The organism is Chryseobacterium sp. JK1, assembly GCF_050632815.1.
GTDB lineage: Bacteria > Bacteroidota > Bacteroidia > Flavobacteriales > Weeksellaceae > Chryseobacterium.
On sequence record NZ_JBODRU010000003.1, the window covers coordinates 252,512 to 272,203 of the forward strand.

At 35.1% G+C, this 19,692-nt stretch carries 16 protein-coding genes and 1 tRNA gene; 6 read left to right on the forward strand and 11 right to left on the reverse strand.

All coding sequences use genetic code 11. The features are described from left to right. Positions 1 to 156 precede the first annotated feature (156 nt). The 7 genes from ACQ76T_RS17860 to aceB form a co-directional block, all read right to left on the reverse strand. A complete protein-coding gene (locus tag ACQ76T_RS17860) occupies positions 157 to 927 on the reverse strand; it encodes a UDP-2,3-diacylglucosamine diphosphatase (RefSeq protein WP_431344611.1) in 771 nt (256 codons plus the stop codon). Positions 928 to 948: 21 nt separating this feature from the next. Then, positions 949 to 1,395 carry a 6-pyruvoyl trahydropterin synthase family protein gene (locus ACQ76T_RS17865; RefSeq protein ID WP_431344612.1) on the reverse strand — a complete coding sequence of 149 codons (447 nt, stop codon included), beginning with the start codon at positions 1,393 to 1,395 and terminating at the stop codon, positions 949 to 951. Positions 1,396 to 1,551: 156 nt separating this feature from the next. Beyond that, entirely contained in the window at positions 1,552 to 1,956 is a 405-nt protein-coding gene (locus ACQ76T_RS17870; protein WP_431344613.1) for a hypothetical protein, read from the reverse strand. Positions 1,957 to 2,024: 68 nt separating this feature from the next. Then, positions 2,025 to 2,408: an acyl-CoA thioesterase gene (locus ACQ76T_RS17875; RefSeq protein WP_431344614.1), complete on the reverse strand. Its 384-nt coding sequence runs from the start codon at positions 2,406 to 2,408 to the stop codon at positions 2,025 to 2,027. 127 nt (positions 2,409 to 2,535) lie between these two features. Next, positions 2,536 to 3,108 (reverse strand): OmpH family outer membrane protein, encoded by a 573-nt coding sequence (locus ACQ76T_RS17880; RefSeq protein ID WP_431344615.1) that lies wholly within the window; start codon positions 3,106 to 3,108, stop codon positions 2,536 to 2,538. A 223-nt stretch (positions 3,109 to 3,331) separates the two neighbouring features. Further along, positions 3,332 to 4,612, reverse strand: coding sequence for an isocitrate lyase (gene aceA, locus ACQ76T_RS17885; protein ID WP_431344616.1), 1,281 nt, complete (start codon positions 4,610 to 4,612; stop codon positions 3,332 to 3,334). Between the two features lie 51 nt (positions 4,613 to 4,663). After that, positions 4,664 to 6,238: a malate synthase A gene (gene aceB, locus ACQ76T_RS17890; RefSeq protein ID WP_431344617.1), complete on the reverse strand. Its 1,575-nt coding sequence runs from the start codon at positions 6,236 to 6,238 to the stop codon at positions 4,664 to 4,666. A 127-nt stretch (positions 6,239 to 6,365) separates the two neighbouring features. Here aceB and ACQ76T_RS17895 point away from each other — a divergent pair, with 127 nt between their 5' ends. The 3 genes from ACQ76T_RS17895 to ACQ76T_RS17905 all read left to right on the forward strand — a co-directional run bounded on the left by ACQ76T_RS17895 (position 6,366) and on the right by ACQ76T_RS17905 (position 9,388). Continuing rightward, a complete protein-coding gene (locus ACQ76T_RS17895; protein WP_431344618.1) occupies positions 6,366 to 7,844 on the forward strand; it encodes a helix-turn-helix domain-containing protein in 1,479 nt (492 codons plus the stop codon). A gap of 128 nt (positions 7,845 to 7,972) precedes the next feature. Continuing rightward, the gene (locus ACQ76T_RS17900; RefSeq protein ID WP_431344619.1) at positions 7,973 to 8,626 is read left to right on the forward strand and encodes a ComF family protein; all 654 of its coding nucleotides are present in this window, start codon (positions 7,973 to 7,975) and stop codon (positions 8,624 to 8,626) included. A 75-nt stretch (positions 8,627 to 8,701) separates the two neighbouring features. After that, a complete protein-coding gene (locus ACQ76T_RS17905; RefSeq protein WP_431344620.1) occupies positions 8,702 to 9,388 on the forward strand; it encodes an alpha/beta fold hydrolase in 687 nt (228 codons plus the stop codon). Positions 9,389 to 9,390: 2 nt separating this feature from the next. On the opposite strand, the gene upp is transcribed toward ACQ76T_RS17905, so the two are convergent. Then, entirely contained in the window at positions 9,391 to 10,041 is a 651-nt protein-coding gene (upp, locus tag ACQ76T_RS17910) for a uracil phosphoribosyltransferase (RefSeq protein WP_431344621.1), read from the reverse strand. A gap of 147 nt (positions 10,042 to 10,188) precedes the next feature. Between upp and ACQ76T_RS17915 the strand changes: the two genes are divergently transcribed. After that, positions 10,189 to 14,106, forward strand: coding sequence for a Pls/PosA family non-ribosomal peptide synthetase (locus ACQ76T_RS17915; RefSeq protein WP_431344622.1), 3,918 nt, complete (start codon positions 10,189 to 10,191; stop codon positions 14,104 to 14,106). 43 nt (positions 14,107 to 14,149) lie between these two features. After that, the gene (locus ACQ76T_RS17920) at positions 14,150 to 14,635 is read left to right on the forward strand and encodes a GNAT family N-acetyltransferase (protein ID WP_431344623.1); all 486 of its coding nucleotides are present in this window, start codon (positions 14,150 to 14,152) and stop codon (positions 14,633 to 14,635) included. Between the two features lie 104 nt (positions 14,636 to 14,739). On the opposite strand, the gene der is transcribed toward ACQ76T_RS17920, so the two are convergent. Then, the gene (gene der / locus ACQ76T_RS17925) at positions 14,740 to 16,050 is read right to left on the reverse strand and encodes a ribosome biogenesis GTPase Der (RefSeq protein ID WP_431344624.1); all 1,311 of its coding nucleotides are present in this window, start codon (positions 16,048 to 16,050) and stop codon (positions 14,740 to 14,742) included. A 372-nt stretch (positions 16,051 to 16,422) separates the two neighbouring features. On the opposite strand from der, the gene ACQ76T_RS17930 reads away from it, so the two are divergent. Further along, positions 16,423 to 16,493: transfer RNA gene (locus tag ACQ76T_RS17930), tRNA-Gln, on the forward strand. 257 nt (positions 16,494 to 16,750) lie between these two features. Here ACQ76T_RS17930 and ACQ76T_RS17935 read toward each other — a convergent pair. Together ACQ76T_RS17935 and ACQ76T_RS17940 are read right to left on the reverse strand one after the other, a co-directional pair. Next, a complete protein-coding gene (locus tag ACQ76T_RS17935) occupies positions 16,751 to 17,263 on the reverse strand; it encodes a hypothetical protein (RefSeq protein WP_431344625.1) in 513 nt (170 codons plus the stop codon). A 1-nt stretch (position 17,264) separates the two neighbouring features. Then, positions 17,265 to 19,460: a peptidase domain-containing ABC transporter gene (locus ACQ76T_RS17940; RefSeq protein WP_431344626.1), complete on the reverse strand. Its 2,196-nt coding sequence runs from the start codon at positions 19,458 to 19,460 to the stop codon at positions 17,265 to 17,267. Positions 19,461 to 19,692: the final 232 nt, after the last annotated feature.

The window sequence follows — 19,692 nt, forward strand, 5'->3', positions numbered from 1 at the left end:
CACAGATAAGATAAACTTATTTAATATTTTTTTAATATAAGGACGATACTTTGGTAAACTTCTTGCAATATTTTATTCGGAATATGGATTAAAAACAAGAATGGATTTTCCGTCCATTCGAAGGTTACCTCTTTTTAGGGGTAATTTTTTTTATTTTTATTTTTGATAGGTTTTGAGTTCAAAATCCTTTTCAAATACTCCGTAAGTATAATAAGAGATCCAGTCTCCCAAGTTGATATATTTTGCATTTTTTTCCAGATCCAGCACCATAGGAAGATGTCTGTGGCCATATATAAAATAGTCGATCTGTTGAGTTTTCAGCTTTTCTTTGGAGTAAATGATGAGAAACTCTTTGTCTTCTCCAAGAAATGCTTTGTCTTCTTCCCCTGAGATCATTTTATTCTTTTGAGAAAGATATAATGCGACCTTCATTGCGATATCCGGATGAAGCCACTTAAAAAACCATTGTGCGATTGGATTGGTGAAAAGCTTTTTCATTCTTTTGTAGCCTTTATCGCCAGGCCCCAATCCGTCTCCATGGGCCAGTAAAAACTGTTTACCTCCCATTTCAAAATATTGTTTCTTATAAAAAACAGTACATCCGATTTCTTCTTCAAGATAATCTTTCATCCAGAGATCGTGATTTCCCACAAAGAAATAGATATGAATTCCCCTGTCTTTAAGCTCTGCAATTTTACCCAGAACACGCACATATCCTTTGGGGACCACGTGTTTCCATTCATGCCAGAAATCAAAAAGATCACCCATTAAAAACAAAACCTGAGCATCTTCTTTGATCTCATCCATCCAACGTATAAATTTTTCTTCACGCACCTTGCTTTCGCCTGGTGTAGGCGCACCAAAATGCTGATCTGAAGCAAAATATACTTTTTTTCCAGGTTCTAAATTGATTGTTGTTTTTAACACCTTCTGAGTTTTGTTGGATAATTATTGATTGTCTTCTGCAAACCATTCTCCGTAAGAGTTTTCTGTCTCATGGAGTTTCAGGTATGCTAAAGAAATACCTTCAGGAAGTCCTGATTTTATTTTGGAAGCAATGGCATAAAGCATATTTTCGCAGGTTGGCTGGAAGCTGCAATAAATCACTTTGTGTCCTTTCTGCTCCAGATCATCTCCCAGCTCTTTGTGTGGAGACAAAGCGTTAACGAGAACCGCATGATCCCAAACATCTACAATTTCAGATTTTACGATACTTTTGATATCTCCGAAATCAACTACCATCCCATTTTTAGGGTTTTCAATATCATTAATCGGTTTTCCTTTCACTGTTACAAACAGTTTATAGGAATGTCCATGCATATTTTTACACTTCCCGTCGTAGTTATACAGCACGTGAGCGGTTTCGAATGTAAAAATTTTTGTAATACGTATCATACTCAATGAATAAGCTTTAAGGTATTGATATACATTATTCTGTTAATACAATCTTATAGTTAAGATTAAAAAAACAAATATGCAATCAATGAAAAACCGTAAAATTAAAGTTCAAAGTTAAGATAAAAAGCGCAAGAAAGAAAATGCTCTTAAAAGTTAGCTGAATTTTTGGGAGTAATTGGGTATTTTCAGATCATCTGTTTCAAAACCCAACTCTTCCAGATAGGTAAGTCCGTTTTGTATTTCGAAGGTTTTAATTCCTGTCCAGCCACTTTTTTGTCCGTGTACAATGAATTGTTTTATGTATCCGGGTTCATTAAGATTCACCACTTCTTCAGAATTTGTTATTTTATTCTTTAGAGCTACCCCAAATTTCAGAGGCTGTCCTACATAATAATTATTAAGAGTAATAAAATCAATGATCAGGGGTGTTTTTTTATACCTGTTTAGAAAAACTTTCAATCTCAAAGTACTGGTATCTGTTCCGGGGTGATACTGGATTTTGATGCAGTATAAATATTCCTGCTCATCAATAATGATCTTCCTTAGTTTCTTTTTCATCTCTTTTGTAATTTGGCAATGTATAGTAGTTTCTGAAATTCATTGTAGAAAGATAATTTCCTTTCTTCTCAAAACTTTTCAAGCCAGTCTTTCTCCAATCTCTTGATTTTTTTTGTGAATGGATCAAACAAAACCCACAATGTATTTGAGTCTACTAAAAGCTGATCATTACAGTAAAACTCAACTTTTCTGGGCTGTTTGGCTCCTTCAGGAGATTGAGGGTACGTTTTCACCGTAATGATATCCCCCAAATAAGCCTGTTTTTTATACTGTATATGATGATCAAGAAGCATCCAGGCATCATTTGCATATTCTGTTTTCTGTTTCAAAAGATCCCAGTGTTCCGCTGCCACTTCTTCCACCCAATGTACATACTGCACATTATTGACATGATTGTTTTGGTCGATATGTTCCTCTGTTACTTTGATCTGCTTTTCATAGATTAAATTCATTCTTCTGAAAGTTTACTCAAATGTAATAAAAACTTTCTCTGCCTCATTGCCCTGTTACGTATTTATCAACAAAAAACGGAATCCGATTTGATCAGATTCCGTTGTTATCTATTTGATATCAAATAGATTATTTTTTTGCAGCCGCTGGCTTAGATGCTGTTGCGGAAGCGCCTAATTTTGTTTTTACCTGAGCCGTAATATCTTCACTACCATCTGTATAGATAAGATTGTTGCTATCCGGAGAAGAAACATCAAAAACGAAGTTTATGTTTCTTTCTTTAGCTACCGCAGAGATCGCCGCTTTTACTTTTTGCTGTAAAGGGCTGAATAATTCATTCTGTTTTGCTGAAATATCCTTAGCAGCCTGAGTTCTTGTATCTTCAATTTTCTTACCAAGAGCCTGCAATTCTGTTTGCGCTGCGATAAGTTCTTTAGTTACCGCTTCTTTATTAGCTTCACTCAGTGTTTTTTCTTTATCCTGTGCTGTCTTCAGCTTAGTCTGATAATCGCTGATCAGTTTTTCAATCTCAGTCTGTCTTGTTTTAGTCAGATTATCAATAGTTGCGCCTACTGTTTTTACTTCAGATAAGTTTGCAAAAATATCATCAGAGTTTACACTTCCGATTTTTTGTTGTGCATTTGCAGCATGCGCCGTTAATGTTAATCCTGCTGCAATAAAAAGTCCTTTAATTAGCTTCATTTTTAATATAGTTTTTTCAAAAACCTTCGTTTTTTTTCGTTGCCAAATATAAAACAAATTTTCGTTAGTTATGATCTATCTTGTTTAAGCTCTGTTAAAATAGGGACAACATTCAAAAACAAGTTGAAATTTCTAAAAAAAACAATCATAATTTCTTATTAAATAAAACCTTCCTCCAAAACAGAGAAAGGCTTTACCTCAAAAAAATATGGAAAAAAAATAACTAATGGAACTGTGCTGTTTCTGTAGAATCTTTCATAGCAACGGTAGCTGAAGAACCATTGGTTACAATATTCTGAACTTCATCAAAATATCCGGTTCCCACAAAAGACTGATGTTTCACGGCTCTGAAACCTTTTTCCTGCAAAGCAAACTCACGCTCCTGCAATTCAGAATATCCGGCCATTCCTCTTTCTTTATAAGCCAGAGCCAGCTCAAACATTGCTGTATTTAAAGCATGGAACCCTGCCAATGTGATAAACTGGAACTTATATCCCATTTTGGCCAATTCTTCGCGGAAGGTAGACATTTCTTCAACGCTTAGTCTTGCAGCCCAGTTAAATGACGGCGAGCAGTTGTATGCAAGCATTTTCCCTGGAAATTTAGCATGAATACCTTCGGCAAAACGTCTTGCCTGTTCAAGATCCGGGTTTGAAGTTTCCATCCAGATGAGATCTGCATAAGGTGCATACGACAATCCTCTGTCGATTCCCTGCTCTACCCCATTTTTTACCACATAAAAACCTTCCGAAGTTCTTTCTCCTGTTACAAATTTCTTATCTCTGTCGTCGATATCTGAAGTGAGTAAATCAGCCGCATCGGCATCTGTTCTCGCTATAATAAGACTTGGAACATTCAATACGTCAGCAGCCAGACGGGCAGCAATCAGTTTATTAATAGCCTCCTGAGTGGGAACTAAAACTTTCCCTCCTAAATGGCCACATTTTTTAGCTGAAGAAAGCTGATCCTCAAAGTGTACAGCAGCAGCTCCTGCTTCAATCATTTGCTTCATCAGTTCGAAAGCATTTAAGTTACCTCCAAAACCGGCTTCCGCATCGGCAATAATAGGAACAAGATACTCCCGATCTCCGGTTCCGCTCACTGATTGCACCTGATCCGCTCTTAATAAAGCATTATTGATTTTCTTCACCACGGAAGGCACTGAATTGGCAGGATATAATGACTGATCGGGATACATTTCACCTGATAAGTTAGCATCTGCAGCCACCTGCCAACCTGAAAGATAAATCGCTTCCAGACCTGCATCTACTTCCTGAACGGCCTGATTACCTGTAAGAGCACCAAGTCCTGCTACATAATCCTGAGCATTGAGCTTATTCCAGAATTTTTTAGACATTTCTGTAGCGATGGTATATTCTATGGTATATGAACCGCGAAGTTTTAAAACATCTTCCGCAGTATAAGGTCTTTTTACACCGTTCCAACGTGGGTTAGTCAGCCAATCTTTCTCCAGATCCTGGATTTGTTCTTGTCTTGTTTTCATAATATTTGGATTTTGTTTGATTAGAGGATATTTGATAAAGGTTGTTTGGGTTTAAATAAAAGGATAAGCTTTAAGTGTCAGAAATTCTTCAAAGTTTTCAGAGAAGATCAATTCATTGAAAAGTTCTTTTGCCAAATTGAATTTTCCATGTCTGAATCTCGTTTCCCCTACATACTTTTCGATATAATCCATCTCTTCGGCTTCCCATTGAAGAATCATGTTTCGGGTAAGTGTTCTGTCATCACTTAAAATAGCTTCATTTTTCAGCCACTGCCAGATTTGCGTTCTTGAGATTTCTGCTGTAGCGGCATCTTCCATGAGATTATAAATAGCGGCAGCGCCAACTCCCATCAACCAGCTTTCAAGATAGAGTATTCCTACATTGATATTTTTTCTGACTCCTTTTTCTGTAATATTTCCTTTTGGAATTTCCAGCAGATCACTTTCTGTTATATAATATTCAAATTTTTTATCGATCTGATTTTTTGAGGGCATGTACTGATCAAAAATATCTTTTGCCACCGAAACCAATGCCGGATGTGCTACCCAAGTACCGTCATGACCATTTTTCACTTCCCTTTCTTTGTCATTTTTTACTTTTTCAAAAGCTATATTATTGGCTTCTTCATCATTTTTTACAGGAATTTGTGCTGCCATTCCACCAATAGCATGTACATTTCGTTGATGACATATTTCGATGACCCTTTTTGAATACGCGCTCATAAACGGAGAAGTCATGGTCACCTGATCTCTGTCCGGCACAATAAATTCAGGAAGGTTTCTGAATTTTTTAATAAATGAAAAGATATAATCCCATCTTCCGCAATTCAATCCTGCGCTGTGATCTTTTAATTCAAATAAAATTTCATCAATTTGAAATGAAGCAGTAATGGTTTCAATTAAAACAGTCGCTTTTATAGTTCCTTTTTCTATATCAAGATAATTTTGAGCAAAAACAAAAACATCATTCCACCATCGGGCTTCTTGATAACGCTCTAATTTGGGAAGATAAAAGTAAGGGCCGCTTCCATTTTCCAACAATTGTTTTACATTTCTGAAGAAATACATTCCAAAGTCTATCAGAGATCCTGAGGTTTCTTCGCCATTAATCTCAATATGCTTTTCAGGAAGGTGTAATCCTCTTGGGCGAACTAACAAAACTGCTGTTTTTTCGTTGAGAGTATAAGCTTTACCGTTTTCATTCACAAAATCAATCGTTCTGCTGACTGCATTGGAGAGATTAATCTGACCTTCCATACAGTTTTCCCATGTAGGCGAACTGCTGTCTTCCAAATCTGCCATAAAAGTAGATGCACCGGAATTCAGAGCATTAATAATCATTTTTCGGTCAACAGGACCTGTAATTTCCACTCTTCGGTCTAATAAGTCTTCTGGAAGCTCTGCACAAACCCAATTTTGATTTCTGATCTCCTCAGTTTCTTTTAAAAAAACCGGAAGTATTCCCTGATCAAATTCCTCCTGATTTTTTCTTCTTTCTTTTAAAAGTTCAAGTCTTTTATGATTAAAATTCTCATGAAGCACAATGAGAAATTCTATCAAATCAGGTGTGAATATTTCTTCAAACTGCTTTTGAGCCTTTATTTTTAATTGAGTCTTAGTTTCCATAACGTATTGATTTTGTGAATTTACATTACAAACATAAATAAAAATTTTCACAAAATAGCGAACGTTCGCTAAATTTATCTTAAAATTATTATGCGAATAATCGCATCTAAATATTTATATTTGAGCAATGAATTCAGAAAGCGACTTTATCAAAACGGTTTTCGGACTGAAGCTGAAGCAGCAGAGACAAAAGAAAAACTGGTCTTTGCAGGATCTTGCTGTAAAAACCGGATTATCAAAATCTTACCTCAACGAAATTGAAAACGGAAAAAAGTACCCGAAACACGATAAAATCATCCAACTTTCAGAAGCTCTGAATTGTACTTTTGACGATTTGGTTTCTACTAAGCTTGACAAAAGTCTGGCTCCTTTTAATGAGATTCTACAGTCGGATTTTTTCAAAGAAATACCACTGGAACTGTTTGGCATCAACAAAAATAATCTCATCAGTATTATCAGCGATGCCCCGAAAAAGGTAACTGCTTTTATCAATGCGCTGATTGAAATTTCCCAGAATTATAATCTTGGAAAAGAAAGATTTTACTTTGCGGTATTACGGTCATTTCAAGAGTTATATGATAATTACTTCCCTGAAATTGAAGAAAAAGTAACTCTGTTTATTCAAGAAAACGGATTGCAGGTTGACAAAAATTTAAAATCTGATATTCTTGAAAAAATTTTAACAGAGAAGTTCAGCTACACCATTCAATCTGAAGATTTTGAAAAGTATGGAACTTTGGATCATTTACGGTCTCTTTTTATTCCAGAAAAAAACTTGTTGCTTCTTAATAAAAAACTGGAAAAAGATCAGAAAACTTTTATTCTGGCAAAAGAGATAGGATTTAATGTTTTAGAATCAAAAACCCGTCCCAACACCTATTCATGGCTTGATTTTGAAAGTTTTGAAGAAATCCTGAATAATTTTTACGCCTCTTATTTTGCCGGAGCATTACTCATATCTAAGGAACCTGTTATTGAAAAAACTTCAGAATTTTTCCGCCAAAATCAATGGGAGCCTAAAAATTTTGAAAGCTTAATCAATAGTTTTACCCATTCACCTGAAACATTCTATTACCGACTCACTAATATTCTTTCTGCCGAAATGGGCATTAAGGATCTGTTTTATTTATGTTTAGTAAAAAAGAAAGATTCAGATAAAATACAGATTCTAAAAGAGCTACACCTCAACCACCAGCAAGCTCCTCACGCCAATGCAACCAACGAACATTACTGCAGAAGATGGATCGCTGTGAGGAACCTTCATTATTTAAAGGAAAATGAAACACTGACGGATGCTCAGATTTCCCATTACAAGGATCAGGGAGTGAGTTATCTGGTGATTTCGACTTCTCAAAAAAATCCTTTTTCCGATGGAAGCAACAGAAGCTACTGTCTTGGGATTTTGCTGAATACACAGACTATAAAAAAGATCAGCTTTATCAAGTCTTCATCTTTAAAAACTATTAATGTCGGTGTAACCTGTGAATCCTGCAGTATCGCTGACTGTGAAGTAAGACAAGCATCACCTCTACGCCTGGAAAAAGAACATTTCAATATGAGTATGAAAAGCTCGATTGAAAAAATCAGAAAAGAGATGGGAAATTGAATATCGTCAAATGAAATAGTTGGTTATTAAGTTTGTATCCATTGAAATCAGACCTCAAAAATATTCAGTTTTCAATTTTTATCTTTTGATTAAAGAAAGGATTTCATACCTTAGTAAAAAACACATCAATGATATTAGATTTATTGTTTCCCAACCGGTGCATTCATTGCAACAGGATTATAGATTCTGAACTGCTGGTCTGTAATATTTGTTTTAGCCAAATTCGTTTTACTCATTATCATTATTCTGAAAATAACCCGATAAAAGAAAAATGCAGCCTGCTTTTTCCTGTTGAACATACTTTTTCCTTATTTCAGTTTGAAAAAGAAAGCCTGACCAGAAAAATCATCCATGAACTGAAATACAGAAACCGGGAAAAAACCGGAAAAATATTGGCTAACTGGACCACCGAGCGGCTGGACTTTAAAAATGAAAAGCCAGATCTTATGGTAAGCGTCCCTCTACATCCTAAAAAGCTTAAAGAAAGAGGTTATAATCAGCTTCATCTATTCACAGAGACTTTAGCTGCTTTTTATCAAATTCCTTTTAACCACAAACTCATCAAAAGAAATCATTACTCGAAAGCCCAGGCGTTGAAGGATAAAAAACATCGTACTGAAACTGAAAATCCATTTTCCGTCACAGAAAGTATTTCAGGTAAAAGTATTTTACTTATTGATGATGTTTTCACAACAGGAAATACTGTTTCTTCTATTGCATGGGAACTTCTGAATGCAGGAAACAATAAGATTAGCATACTTGTAATGGCTGAAGATGCTTAAAATAGTAGCTTTTGTGACATTTTGTTCTTTCACCGTTCAATTCTTTTTGCTAATTTTCCGAAAACTCAATACCATATGCCAAATCTGATATTATTACACGGAGCTTTAGGTCACAGTGACATTTTCAATCCCTATTTAGAAACATTATCGCAGTACTTTACAGTGCACACTCCTCTATTTTCAGGACATGGCGATACGGAGCTTCCAGCAGGCGGCATTAATACCGAAAAATATACTGAAGAGCTCGATCTATACTGCAAAGAGAATAATTTAACAGAGATTTCTCTTTTTGGTCACAGCATGGGTGGCTATGTAGCTCTTTGCTACGCTATGAAAAATCCCGAAAATATAAATTCTATTATCACTCTGGGAACAAAATTTGACTGGACTGAAGAGCAGGCCTTAAAGGAAAGTAAAATGCTGAACCCTGACGCCATTCTTGAAAAAGTTCCAAAATATGCCCAGCTTTTAGAATCTCAGCATGGACAAAAATGGAAACAACTGCTTCCCGCTATTGCAGATCTTATGGTTGACTTAGGTAAAAATCCACCTTTAAAAAATAATTTAACGGAGATTCAGATCCCGGTTCAGATCATGGTGGGAGATCAGGATAATATGGTGACCATTGAAGAAAGTGTGAACGTTTACAGAACCCTTCCTAATGCAAAATTGGCCGTACTCCCAGATACAAAGCATCCGATGGATAAAGTACGACCAAGTTTATTATTAGATGTAATGAAAGATTTCTGGAATCTCTCTTAAAATTATCGTTGAAGTTTTTCTCCGTAGCTTAAATCTCCGGCATCTCCCAATCCTGGAGTAATATATCCTTTCGAGGTAAGATCTTCATCTATAGCTCCTACCCAGATATAAGCATCAGGATAAGCGTTCTGAACAGTCTCTACCCCTTGTCTTGAAGCGATAGCCGCTACAATATGAAGTTGGATTGGATTTCCGTTCGTTAACAAGTCTTTGATTGCTTCTATTAAAGATGCTCCTGTTGCCAGCATTGGGTCAGCTACGATCAGGGGTCTGCCTTCAATACTTGGACACGTAAGGTAGTCTTGCTTGATAGAGAAATAGTCATTGGCATCGTGTTTTCTATAAGCAGCAACAAAACCACAGTCGGCTCTGTCCAGATAATTCAGGATACCTTCAAACAAAGGAACTCCTGCTCTTAATATAGTGGTAATAACCGGCTGTACTGCAATTTCTCTGCTTTGGATGGTATCTAATGGAGTTTGAATTTCAACATCCCTATACTCCAGTCCTTTACTGATTTCAAAAGCAGCAATCTCTCCGATTCTTTCCATATTTCTTCTGAATCTCATTCGGTCATGCTGGACGTTAACGTTTCGAAGTTCGTTTATCCATTCATTAACAAGAGAGAAGTTTTGCGATAAAATAGTAAGCATGAAAATTTTATTTTTTTTTAATTTCAGTTAATTGATATTAATTCCTGCAAAATTACAACTAAAAAACGAATTGAAAGATTGGGCATGAGGAGAAATAAAGTATATTTATAAAGTTTTCCCTAACCCATATTTTAACTATTAAACGTGATGAAAAGCCTTATATTAGGAAAAATCAGTCCAGAGCTGATAAAAAATGAAACTCTGCCTGAATTATTAGTTCCCATTTTTGAAAAATATAAAGATAAAACAGCTTTTATATTTAAAGATAAAAAGATTTCCTATGCTGAACTCGACAGCTGGAGCAATGCTATTGCCTTAGAACTCCAAAACCAGGGAGTACAACCTGGCGACTGTGTAGGAGTATGGTATCCCAGAAGTCTTGAACTTCCTGTTGCCATACTCGGAATTTTAAAAGCTGGGGCAGCTTATATTCCTTTGGACCGTGAAATGCCTGAAGACCGAATAAAAAAAGTTTTTTCTGACATTCAGGTAAAAACCTATTTTTCGGATACTGACGCACACATCCATTGTCAACCCATAGAAATACCTTCACAACCACAAGATAACGTTTCTCTTCCTATATTAGATTCTAACCCGGATCATTGGGCTTATGTGTTATTTACTTCCGGAAGTACAGGAAATCCTAAGGGCATTCCTATTTCCCACAGAAATATCTGCCATTTGATTCGTTCTGAACAGGATTTTATAGGAATACAAAACACCGATGTTGTATATCAGGGATTTTCTGTGTCTTTTGATATGTGGTGTGAGGAAGTTTGGATCAGCCTGTTTGCGGGAGCCACTATTTGGATTGCAGATGCTACCACGGTAAAGGCAATAGATGAGCTGAGTGAAGTCTTAACACACAACAAAATTACCGTTCTTCATGCTGTGCCAAGTATTTTGGCTATTATTGACGAAGTTCCTGCAATCAGATTCATTAATACGGGAGGAGAAGCCTGTACCAAACAAGTTCAGGAAAAATGGGCAAAACCCTACAGAACATTCATTAACAGCTACGGACCTACGGAAACTACCGTATCTTCCAATATGGCAATTTTAACCAGCCAGGATGAGCTGACCATCGGGCCGCCACTTCCCAACTATCATATTGCGATTGTTGATGAACACATGAATATTGTTCCACGAGGAGAAAGAGGTGAAATGATCATCTCCGGTCCCGGTGTAAGCAATGGATATTTTAATCTCCCCGAACTTACAGAACAGAAATTCCTTCCCAATCCTTTTGAAGATATGCCGGGTGATACGATTTATAAAACCGGTGATGCCGTTATTATACGGGAAGATGGATTTATTGAATTTCAGGGAAGAATAGATGACCAGATTAAACTCCGTGGATACAGAATAGAACTTGGCGAAATAGAAACCCGACTGAATCAGCTTCAGGACGTTTCTTCTGCTGCGGTTGCTGTAAAAGAAGATTCTAACGAACAGGGACAATTGGTAGGATATGTGGTCATGGGCAATGATTCCTCATTCAATGAAAATGAAATGCGAAAAGAGCTCGCTAAATTTCTGGCGCCTTACATGGTTCCTATTTCAATTGTTCAAATGAAGGAAATGCCGAGAATGCCAAGTGGCAAGATCGACAGAAAGAAACTTCCCTTACCGGAAAGCTTTACAGTGCATGAGAAAAACGAAGAAATACATATTGATCCCAATGCTCCGACCGAGGAAAAACTTATTCAAACTTTAAAGTGGGTATTTCCCGGAAAAGAAATTAATCTTACTCAGGACTTTTTTACCGATTTGGGAGGGCATTCTTTATTGGCAGCTACTCTTGTTTCTCATTTGCGTCAAAAAGCAGGAATTCCGACAGCTTCATTAAAGGAAATCTATGAAAACCGACCTTTATCTGCTTATTCAGAGTGTTTAAAAAATAAAAACACCCAGCAGACATCACATCAGGAGCCTTTTCAACGGGTTTCCACATTACAATATATTGCCTGTAATATTGCGCAAACGATAAGTCTACTTGTTGTGTTTGGCTTATTGAGTATTCAGATATTTTTTCCTTATCTGAGCTATTACTATTTTCAGCTTAATGGATATGGACTGCATTATGCATTATTAAGCGCTTTTTTATTGTACACCTTGATTCCACCGGTATATTCTACCATTATCTTATTAACCAAATGGCTGGTTATCGGAAAAATAAAAGAAGGGGACTATCCACTCTGGGGATGGTATTATTTCAGATGGTGGCTATGGAAAACAATTAAAAGATTAATGCCTTCTGAATTTATTGTAGAAACACCATTATATCCCAAATATCTAAAACTTCTGGGGGTAAAAGTACATCCAAGCGCCCAATTAAGTTTGCTTCCTATTGCTGCAGAAGATCTGGTAACAATTGATGAAAACGTGAATACCAGCTCCGGTTGCAGTATCGACAATGCTTCTGTGGAAAATGGTGTTTTAAGAATCAGAAAGGTACATATTAAGGCTCATGCCTATTTAGGATCTTCTGTTATCGTTTGCGGAGATACTGTTATTGAAGAATTTGGAGAGCTCCAGGATCTAAGCTGTCTTAATGAAGGAAAAAAAATAGGTTTTGGAGAAGTATGGAACGGAAGCCCCGCTGAAAAAGTAAGAGTGAAATCCGGAGACGAAGTTAAAGCTCCCAAACTGGCTTCCACAGCAAAAAGAAACAGGTTTGCCTTTTTGTATGCCTGCTCGCTGTTTTTCTTTCCTCTTCTTATTGTATTACCTCTAGCACCTACTCTTTATACGCTTTACTATCTGGATGACCGTTCCTCAGATTATAATTTTTATTATTTGTGGCAGGCTCCTATACTTTCTACGGTATACATCTTATTGTTTATAGGGGTGGTAAGTGTACTGACCAGGATTTTACAATACAATATGAAGCCGGGAATTTATCCTGTTTACAGTTTTACCTATTATAAAAAATGGATAAAGGATCAGATTTTCAACCTGTCACTTATTATTGTCCATCCTCTTTTTGCCTCCATCTACATCAGTAAATTTTACAGAATGATGGGTGCCAAAGTGGGTAAAAACTCAGAGATTTCTACTGCCAGCGATGTTTCTCACCATCTTTTAGAAATTGGGGAAGGATCTTTCATTGCTGATGCAGTTATTCTCGGCGAACATGATGTAAGAAATGAAAAGCTAATCTTATCCAAAACGACTATAGGAAATAACAGTTTCGTAGGAAACAGTGGACTCATTCCTCAAGGTTATGAATTGGGAGATAATATGCTGATCGGAGTATTAAGCAAAGCGCCGTCTGAAGAGCAACTAAACAATTCATCGGAAAAAGATTGGTTCGGCTCTCCTCCTATCGGGCTTCCTGCCAGACAAAAATCTGATGTGTTTAAAGACAACCTTACGTACAATCCCCCTTTCCGTCTCAAACTGGCCAGGGCTATTGTAGAAGGAATCAGAATTATTCTTCCGCAAACGGTTGTTATTATCTGCAGTGTTTTATTTATTGCCTATACAAGTCCTTATCTTGAGGGTAAACTTGAATATCTTTTACTTTTGGCTCCGCTTTATTATTTAGGAATAGTTGCGCTTCCTTCATTCTTTTTCACAGTTATTTTAAAATGGATATTTGTCGGAAAATACAAGAAAACGGAAATGCCGATGTACAGTATGAAAGTATGGCTGAGTGAGGGAATTACTACAATCTACGAAGCTCTTCCCGTACAGTTTTTCCTTGATTTTCTTCGTGGAACATTCTGGTTGCCGTTCTTTATGAGATTCCTTGGAGTAAAAATCGGGAAAAGAGTATGGCTAAATACTACTGATATTACTGAATTCGATATGGTATCTATCGGAGATGAAACCATGCTGAATGAAGACTGTGGTCCTCAGACTCACCTTTTTGAAGACAGAATCATGAAAGTGGGAAGTGTCACCATTGGAAGCCAAACCACCATCAACTCAAGAACCATTATTCTCTACGACAGTGAGATTGGAAACAACGTTAATATCGATGCTCTTTCCCTTGTAATGAAAGGAGAAGTTTTATCCGATAATACTTCCTGGTACGGAAGCCCATTGAGAGGGAAATAATGAAAAACAGAAAACTAAAATTCTCAATCCTTTAAATAAAAGTATGATGAGCTATTCCATCAAAAAAATAAAAATTTCAGACCATCTTCCTATTGTCGATGAATTGGTAGGTGAACTTCACATCTCCGAAAAGGAAATGAATGATAAAACCGCCGACTGGAACCAAATCCGGGAAAATTATTTAAGTTTCATGGCAGAATGTGAGGAAGAGAATGAAGGCTCATTTTTAATTGCCGAAATAGACGGAGAAGCCATTGGTTTTCTCTTCGGATATATAGATGAAAGAGATGACAGTAATTTTGAACTTGGAGAGGGAAATGATTTGTATGTATCGGAAGGATATGTAAAGAAAGAATTCAGAAAGCAGGGAATTTACTCAGCGCTCAACAAGGCTTTTGAAGAAATGTATTCTCATCAGAATATCAGAAAAATTTACCGTCTTACTCTTTGTAACAATGATACCATGCAACGATGGCTTGCTTCACAAGGGTACAGACCTGTAAGATTGGTTTATGAAAAATGGTTGTAGCCATTAAAAATCCTATTTCTACCGCAAGTACACAAAACTTTAACTAATGTCTTAAAAAAAAGCTGTTTCTAAAATGAAACAGCTTTTTTACGAATGGTATTCAATTATTTTTGTCTGAAATAAACCTCGATAGGAACTCCGGTGAATCCGAATTGTTTTCTCAATTGATTTTCAGTAAATCTCTTATAAGGTTCTTTCACATACTGTGGTAGATTACAGAAGAACACAAATTGTGGCGATGGTGTAGGAAGCTGAACGCAATATTTAATTTTGATATACTTCCCTTTCAATGCCGGAGGTGGTGTATTTTCAAAAATCGGAAGCATTACTTCATTCAGTTTTGAAGTTTTAATCTTCTTCTTACGGTCTTCATAAACCTCCATAGCCAGTTCTACAGCTTTTAAGATTCTCTGTTTCGTTAACGCTGAAACGAATAAAATTGGAATATCCTGGAACTGACCGATTTTATCTTTAATAGATTTTTCGAAATCACGCATCGTATTTGTCTGCTTGTCTTCGATCAAATCCCACTTATTAACAAGAATTACAATTCCTTTTCTGTTTTTCTGTGCCAACCCGAAGATGTTCATATCCTGAGATTCCCATCCCTGTGTAGCATCTACCATGATGATCACCACATCAGAATATTCAATAGAACGGATCGATCTCATTACGGAATAGAATTCCAAGTCTTCATTTACTTTAGACTTTCTTCTCATCCCAGCTGTATCTACCAATACAAACTCATGTCCAAACTTATTATACAAAGTCTGAATACTGTCTCTTGTTGTTCCAGCAATATCTGTTACGATATTTCTTTCTACATCTAATAAAGCATTTGTCATTGTAGATTTTCCTACATTAGGACGACCTGCAATGGTAATTTTAGGTAATCCCTCAAAAGGATCTTTATATTCTGTAGTAGGGAAATCTTTAACGATATCATCTAACAAATCTCCTGTTCCTGAACCTGTAGCAGAAGAAAGAGTGTAATATTTATCTATACCCAACTGATAGAATTCTGTTGCAGGAAGTTCTTCTTTTGCAGAATCTACTTTATTGATAACGATATAAATGGGTTTGTTGGATCTTCTTAAAAGTCTGTAAATTTCATAATCAGTATCGGTAAGACCTTCTTCCACGTTCATCATGAAGATAATAGAAGTAGCCTCATCCACTGCTAACTGAACCTGCTTACGGATTTCTTCTTCGAAGATATCGTCTGTACCTACATCGTACCCTCCGGTATCAATTACGGTAAAGTCTACTCCATTCCAGTCAGATTTTCCGTAGTGACGGTCTCTGGTAACACCGGCTGTAGAATCTACAATAGCTTCTCTTCTTTCTAATAAACGGTTAAAAAGCGTGGATTTTCCTACGTTGGGACGTCCAACGATTGCGACAATATTTGACATAAAAAATGTTTAATAATCCTTTTGCTGTGCTCAGGATATGTTATTAATGGGTTACTCCAACTTTTGGAGCCCAATTTTTTGCAAAGATAAGATTTTATTATTTAAGTATAACTAAGAAGAAAAGCACTGATAACAGGAACCTAAAAGTCAATATCCATCGAGAATTTCCCCTAATTATTTCTATTAACAAGAAAGAAAGGATACCTTCAATACCGCCGTTTTTGGGTACAAACAGTTTTTTTTCAAAAAAAAATAAAAAAATAATTCTTTGGATATCAATCAGTAAAGTAATAATCCCTGTAATGATGTTAATTAATCTTAATTTTGATTTTCATATTTAAAATAATTTATATAATTTCGCAGCATCAAAACAGACCCATGGTGTAGCGGTAACACTACTGATTTTGGTTCAGTCATCTGGGGTTCGAATCCCTGTGGGTCTACAACCAAACAAAAGCAACTCGCTAATTTACAGCAAGTTGCTTTTTTATTTTCAAGCAATTTTTAACTTTTAGTCCTCATTAAAAAAAATACTATCGGTGAACTTTATTGAATCATTTTGAATGTGATTCAATAAAGGATATCTCCTTACCATAAATTTCTAAAAGAAAATTATTCATATTTTGTAAAAATTCTTTTGCTACCATAATTCTATTTATCTATACAAAGCTATGGTTGTAATACGAAAAAACTTGATGAATTATAAAATACGTTCTATACTACTGAATATTTTTTCAATAATCCGGGTGTCTTGTACTATTATTTCACCATTTCCTTTAAGCTCTCTTTCAAAAGGTATATTTTTATTATAAGATGTTTTCAGCCCTTTCGGAAAAATAATATTTATACTAGGATTTTTCGTTGATACTTTTTGAATTGTAGCATTTAACACACCGTATTCTTGATAAGGAAAATCATAAAGTTTAACAATTACTTTCTGCCCATCTTTTACTTTGTATAATTCATTTTGAGATACTGTAAGTGTACCATTTATAAATTCATTATGATTTTCAAGCTTAGCAAAATTTATAGTTATTTTTGAATTGACAAAATCTGGATATTTTACATAATAGCATACAAGAGATAATGAGATTACTAATAGTACGGAAATGAGAAGATTTCCTTTTAAAATTGCCCAATGAGGATTTTTATTCAATAGATTTTGTACACCTTCCGAACGTAATTCTGAATCTTTAAAATTATTTTTGCTCATTTTAATTTCCTAATTCCAATTGATCTTTTACTAATCGATAATATTCACCTCGTAATTCTATCAAATCATTGTGTGTGCCCTCCTCTACGACTTTTCCTTTATCTAAAACAATAATTTTATCTGCATTTTTAACAGTAGATAATCTATGAGCAATTACAATAGCTGTCTTACCTTTAAAAAACTGTTTCAAATTCTCCATAATGATTTTTTCATTCTTTGCATCCAGAGAACTAGTAGCTTCATCAAAGAAAATATATTCCGGAGATTTGTAAACAGCCCTAGCGATAAACAACCTTTGTTTTTGTCCCCCACTCATTCCTACTCCTTCATTTCCAATTTGAGTATTTTCTTTGAGTGGTAAACCTTCAATAAAATCTTTGATGTTTGCAATCTCAATTGCCTGATTAAATTTCTCTTGTACAACTACATCTTCACCAACTGCTATGTTTTCAATTATCGTATCATTAAAAACATATCCTTCCTGCATAACAACTCCACAATTATCTCTCCAAAATCTGGGTGACACCTTATTTAAATTCAAATCTCCAATTATTATATCTCCTACAATAGGTTCGTAGAATTTCATCAACAATTTAAGTAATGTTGTTTTTCCACTTCCACTAGCTCCTACAATAGCTGTGGTTTTTTGGTAAGGAATATTTAAGCTAAGGTTTTCAAAAATATACTCTTCTGAACCTATATATCTAAAAGATACTTTTTTTACCTCAATATCTTTTGATGGAATTTCACAAACATATTGCTCACTTTCAACTTCTTCATCTTCCTTATCGTGAATCTCGCCTAACCTTTCTAATGAAATTTTAGCATCTTGTGTCTGTTTTATAAATTCAATTAATTGCAAAAGCGGGCTATTTAGTTGTCCTATAATATATTGAACAGATAACATCATCCCCAAAGTTAAATTACCACTTATAACAAGTTTAGCAGAAAGAAAACTTACAAAAACATCTTTTATCTGATTAATAAAGTTTCCACCCACAGACTGCCATTGTTCTAATGATAAAGATTTCATCCTTAGTTTGAATATCTCTATTTGAATTGCTTCCCAGCCCCATCTTTTCTTTTTCTCTGCATTATGCAATTTAATGTCCTGCATGCCGTTAATAAGTTCAATTACTTTACTCCTTTCCTGAGACATTTGCCCAAACTTTTCATAATCTAATAACTTTCTTTTTTTGAAAAAGAATAGAACCCACATCATGTATAAAGTTGCCCCAAAAAGATAAACAAGAAATAATCTATAATCATAAAAAAATAATACAGCATTGAACACCAAAAGATTTACTATGGAAAAAAGAATATTTAATGAAGTGTTTGTTAATAGCTGTTCAATTCTATGATGATCATCTATTCTTTGAAGTATATCGCCTGTCATTCGTGTATCAAAAAAGCTGATAGGCAATTTCATAAGTTTAATAAAGAAATCTGACACGATAGAAATATTAATCCTTGTAGATAAATGCAGTAGAATCCAGCTTCTAACTATATCAAACCCCATTTTACCAACAAAAAGCATTACCTGAGCTAAAAGAATCAAATAGATAATATTTAAATCTTGGCTTTTTATTCCGATATCAACAATACTTTGTGTAAGAAAAGGAAATATCAGAGTTAACAAACTGCCAATTAACAATCCGATAATTAACTGTACAACAAGTCTTTTATATTTTATAAGATATTTTAAGAGAAATGAAAGACTCGCTTTATTTTCCTTTTTTTCAAATTTATTTTTAAAAAACAAAGGTGTCGTTTCCAATGCCAATATAACTCCCTCCTCAGTTGTTTCATCTGCACTCTCACCAATCCAAGATTTTATAAAATCTTCTTTTGTGTAAGTAATTAATCCATAACCTGGGTCGGAAACATGGACGGAATCATTTTTGACATCAATATCGTAAACAACTATATAGTGAGATTTTCTCCAATGTACAATACAAGGTAAGGGAGTATCATTTTTTAATACCTCAAAATTAATTTTCATTCCAAGTGTATTAAAACCTAGATTTTCAGCAGCATCACTAAGACCCGCTAAATTACTACCTTCTCTTGTTGTCTCTGATAATTTTCTTATATGCTGTAATGGAATTTCCCTCCCATAGTATTTAGAGATAATTCTCAAACAAGTTGGTCCACAATCTTTTGCGTCAGGTTGTTTATAAAACGGAAAACTTTTCATTTTTTAAATTTCTTCATCATCAATTAAATCCTGTGTAAAATATATTATATCTCTTCTTTCGTAATTTTGAGTAAATACAATATTGTATCTAAAAAATTAGGTATAAAATTCAAACCTTGAAATATATTTTCTATTTTCATATCCAAAATTGCCTTTAAATTTAATCATAATTAAGAATTCCATATTTTTTAATACATTTTATAGCACATATCTTCATACCAAGTATCTAAAA

Coding starts and splice junctions, on each gene's coding strand:
- ACQ76T_RS17865 (WP_431344612.1), bottom strand. CDS start 1,395: ATGATACGTATTACAAAAATTTTTACATTCGAAACCGCTCACGTGCTG.
- ACQ76T_RS17870 (WP_431344613.1), bottom strand. CDS start 1,956: ATGAAAAAGAAACTAAGGAAGATCATTATTGATGAGCAGGAATATTTA.
- ACQ76T_RS17875 (WP_431344614.1), bottom strand. CDS start 2,408: ATGAATTTAATCTATGAAAAGCAGATCAAAGTAACAGAGGAACATATC.
- ACQ76T_RS17880 (WP_431344615.1), bottom strand. CDS start 3,108: ATGAAGCTAATTAAAGGACTTTTTATTGCAGCAGGATTAACATTAACG.
- aceA (WP_431344616.1), bottom strand. CDS start 4,612: ATGAAAACAAGACAAGAACAAATCCAGGATCTGGAGAAAGATTGGCTG.
- aceB (WP_431344617.1), bottom strand. CDS start 6,238: ATGGAAACTAAGACTCAATTAAAAATAAAGGCTCAAAAGCAGTTTGAA.
- ACQ76T_RS17895 (WP_431344618.1), top strand. CDS start 6,366: ATGAATTCAGAAAGCGACTTTATCAAAACGGTTTTCGGACTGAAGCTG.
- ACQ76T_RS17900 (WP_431344619.1), top strand. CDS start 7,973: ATGATATTAGATTTATTGTTTCCCAACCGGTGCATTCATTGCAACAGG.
- ACQ76T_RS17905 (WP_431344620.1), top strand. CDS start 8,702: ATGCCAAATCTGATATTATTACACGGAGCTTTAGGTCACAGTGACATT.
- upp (WP_431344621.1), bottom strand. CDS start 10,041: ATGCTTACTATTTTATCGCAAAACTTCTCTCTTGTTAATGAATGGATA.
- ACQ76T_RS17915 (WP_431344622.1), top strand. CDS start 10,189: ATGAAAAGCCTTATATTAGGAAAAATCAGTCCAGAGCTGATAAAAAAT.
- ACQ76T_RS17920 (WP_431344623.1), top strand. CDS start 14,150: ATGATGAGCTATTCCATCAAAAAAATAAAAATTTCAGACCATCTTCCT.
- der (WP_431344624.1), bottom strand. CDS start 16,050: ATGTCAAATATTGTCGCAATCGTTGGACGTCCCAACGTAGGAAAATCC.
- ACQ76T_RS17935 (WP_431344625.1), bottom strand. CDS start 17,263: ATGAGCAAAAATAATTTTAAAGATTCAGAATTACGTTCGGAAGGTGTA.
- ACQ76T_RS17940 (WP_431344626.1), bottom strand. CDS start 19,460: ATGAAAAGTTTTCCGTTTTATAAACAACCTGACGCAAAAGATTGTGGA.